The following is a 3244-nucleotide window of genomic DNA, read 5'->3' on the forward strand; positions in this document are numbered from 1 at the left end:
GTTCACTCGTTAAGCGGTGAACAGCGCTTCATACGACTTCACGTCGCACGCCCCTCAGTGAGTTAAATTAAATACTCTACAGAATCTAGGCGTGTGAGTTTTCCCTACAAAACCTAGTATCAAGTTCATAGCTGATTCTCTGCCATCTTTACTTTCTTTTATGTATATCTACACGGGTTATTAAGTTTGAATGTCATTTGAGTATGGAAAAGGGCATGCTTTGTGGAGGTTTTGGTCTCGCTTTGTCGATAGAAGGTTAATAAATTGCTGCATATTAGTGAGTTTATGATTTTCATACCTTCGATAACGAGCATTATAAAAAAATAATAACACGCCGGCGCGTTTTAATGTGAGGATAGAGTGCACATCTTGATTTATTTTCATTAATTTCTAATGGCTTATGATAAGTTAATCGAAAGTCGGGCAGAAGAATGAGACTGCCTGTTATTAAGAATGTAAGGCGAAGAAGGAGTTCTCTTGATTCCCAAGATATATTGTGAAATTGAAGATCAAAACTTGATCGAATTTATCAATGAAAATGATATTGAATTTAGGTCAGACTTTAAGGTGCAATTTGATTCCTTAGAAAAGAAATTAGAACTTATATCATTTGCTCTTCAAGCTACATCAGAAATGGACAGACCTCATTTATACAAGATCTGGAACTTGTTAGGATACATAAATACATGTCTGTTTGATCTCGCGGTAACAGCTGAATCAATTATGTTTGAGAGTAATCAATGGAAGAAACGTTATCACTCTAGAATGGCTGTATTGAACATGTATGGTAAGCGTGTCATGAACCCCGCATTCTAATCTTTCAGCGCGAAGAATAAGATCAACTCTCCAACCCAAAGGAGAGTTGAAATGGCAAAACGACGCACCAACCTAGAATGGCAATCACTGTTTGAACAATATGAAAGCAGCAGTGTTACCCAACGCGCTTTTTGCGAAGAGCATGGACTGAGTTTATCCACGTTCTTCGCCAAGCGGCGTCAACTCCAAACAGTAAACCAATCGGAATCTGTCGGATTTGTTAGAGCCGAAATCGTTGAAAAGACAACCAAGTATCAGGCGCAGATAGCCACGGCCAACATGACACTTCTCATCAATGATGTGGAGCTGAGCATTCCTCAATGTACGCCAGCGACCTATCTTGCTGAACTCATTGGAGCGTTGTCATGAAAGGTATGCTCAGCGCGCCAGAGATTTACCTTTATCGTGAAAGCGTCGATTTTAGAAAGTCCATTAATGGTCTTGCAGCGATTATCGAAAACGACACGAACTTACCTCTTGGCAGTGGTGCGCTGTTTCTGTTTACCAATAAACAGCGCGATAAGATCAAGGTGCTATACTGGGATAAAACAGGCTTCGCCCTCTGGTATAAACGCCTCGAAAAAGCCAAGTATAAGTGGCCTTCAAAAGAGAAAAATCAGGTGTTTACCCTCACTCAATTTGAGCTTGATAGACTGCTTTCAGGCTTCACAATTATCGGCCATGAACCCGTGAAAATAAACGATTTTACAATGAGTTAATCGAGAATAAAGCCTTATATACCAAGCGTTAACGGCACAACTTCAGTATAATGAATGCCATGAAAAAGACGCCAAATATCAACCCAGAAAGCCAAGATATTGCCGAGCTACAAGCGATGGTGAAAGCCCTGATGCTCTCGCAAGAGCAGAAGGAATCGCAATGGCAACAAGAGCGCCAATCGCTGCTTGAACAACTCAAACTCGCCTTCGACCGCCAGTTCGCTAAACGCTCGGAGGCGTTAAAGCCTTACGATGAATCACAAGGTGACCTCTTCAACGAAGCGGAATGTGAAGCCGTTAAAGAAGACGAGGTTGAGGTAACAACCACAACGAAAAAGCGCGGTAAACGTAAACTTCTGCCTAAGACCTTACCTCGTAAACTTCTGCCTAAGACCTTACCTCGTGAGGTTATCGAACTCGATGTAGACGACCATGAAAAGCAGTGCGCTTGCTGCAATCATAGCCTGCATAAAATCGGGGAAGACCGCAGCGAGAAGCTAGAGTTCACGCCTGCGGTACTCAAGGTGTTGGAATATGTTCGCCCTAAGTACGCTTGCCGCCAGTGCGAGAAAACAAGCGACAGCAGCCGTATCGTTCAGAAGCCACCCCCTCAGAGTCTCATCCCTAAAAGCTTCGCCACAGAAAGCTTGCTGACCAACATCATTCTTGGCAAATACCAGTACGCGATGCCACTTTATCGCCAAGAATCGCTGTTTACCCAGTCGGGTATCGAGTTATCACGCACCACCATGGCAAGGTGGGTTATCCAAGTCAGCGAGAAGTTCGCCCCGCTGTATGCCGCCTTGAAGAAGTACCTACTTCAGCAAGTGGTGGTTCAGGCGGATGAAACGCCGCTCAATGTGCTCAAGGAAGAGAAGAAGTGTTATATGTGGCTCTACTGCTCGGGCGCTGACTCGCCCGAAGCCGCACTGCCTAATGTGAAAAATATTGCCTTGTACGACTACCAAAACAGTCGCGCGAGGGCGTGTCCCGTGGAATTTTTATGTAACTACAACGGTTATCTACAAACCGATGGCTACGCGGCTTATGATGGTCTGCATCAAGTCACTAATGTGGGGTGCTTAGCGCATGCTCGGCGCAAGTTCATGGATGCGAAGAAGCTTCAAGGGAAAGGTAAATCGGGCAAGGCTGATAAGGCGCTGGCTAAAATCCAAAAACTCTACGGGATAGAATCACGCTTAAAAGGTGCGCCTGCCGAAGAGCGAAAAGCAGAGCGTCAAGCGTATGCCAAGCCGATACTGGATGAGCTTTATCAATGGATGACAACCCAGAAGGTGATAGGCTCTAGCCCACTAGGCAAAGCGATAAAATACACGCTCGGGCAGTGGTCAAAGCTCATTCGTTATATCGACGATGGTCACTTATCTATTGATAATAATCGCGCTGAACGCGCAATTAAACCACTGGTCATTGGCAGGAAGAACTGGCTGTTCTCTAATACACCAAACGGTGCTGATGCGAGCGCGATGCTTTACAGCATCATCGAGACCGCGAAAGCCAACGGCCTTATTCTTTACGACTACATGGTCAAGTGCATGAAAGAGTTGGCGAAAGCAGAGCCTGATATCGACGCACTCCTACCTTGGAACTTCAAACACTGACAAGTCGCCCCGTGGGTTCGTGGGGCGGATACGTCGCCAGGGCTAAAGGCCATGACTATATGACCGTTGTTTATGATCTGGTTTCAG

4 protein-coding genes are annotated in these 3244 nt (G+C 45.1%); all 4 read left to right on the forward strand.

The genetic code is table 11. From position 1 onward, the window contains the following. Positions 1-477 precede the first annotated feature (477 nt). Genes ACED28_RS22925 through ACED28_RS22940 form a run of 4 tightly spaced genes read left to right on the forward strand, consistent with a single transcriptional unit; the run spans position 478 to position 3157 of the window. Entirely contained in the window at positions 478-816 is a 339-nt protein-coding gene (locus ACED28_RS22925; protein ID WP_371710830.1) for a hypothetical protein, read from the forward strand. A 51-nt stretch (positions 817-867) separates the two neighbouring features. Further along, positions 868-1185 carry a hypothetical protein gene (locus ACED28_RS22930; protein ID WP_102457510.1) on the forward strand — a complete coding sequence of 106 codons (318 nt, stop codon included), beginning with the start codon at positions 868-870 and terminating at the stop codon, positions 1183-1185. Then, positions 1182-1535 carry an IS66 family insertion sequence element accessory protein TnpB gene (gene tnpB / locus ACED28_RS22935; protein WP_102457509.1) on the forward strand — a complete coding sequence of 118 codons (354 nt, stop codon included), beginning with the start codon at positions 1182-1184 and terminating at the stop codon, positions 1533-1535. Before ACED28_RS22930 ends, tnpB begins: the two co-directional genes overlap by 4 nt. Before the next feature lie 59 nt (positions 1536-1594). Beyond that, entirely contained in the window at positions 1595-3157 is a 1563-nt protein-coding gene (locus ACED28_RS22940) for an IS66 family transposase (protein WP_371710832.1), read from the forward strand. Positions 3158-3244: the final 87 nt, after the last annotated feature.

The organism is Vibrio sp. 1F253, from assembly GCF_041439295.1.
GTDB lineage: Bacteria > Pseudomonadota > Gammaproteobacteria > Enterobacterales > Vibrionaceae > Vibrio > Vibrio tasmaniensis_A.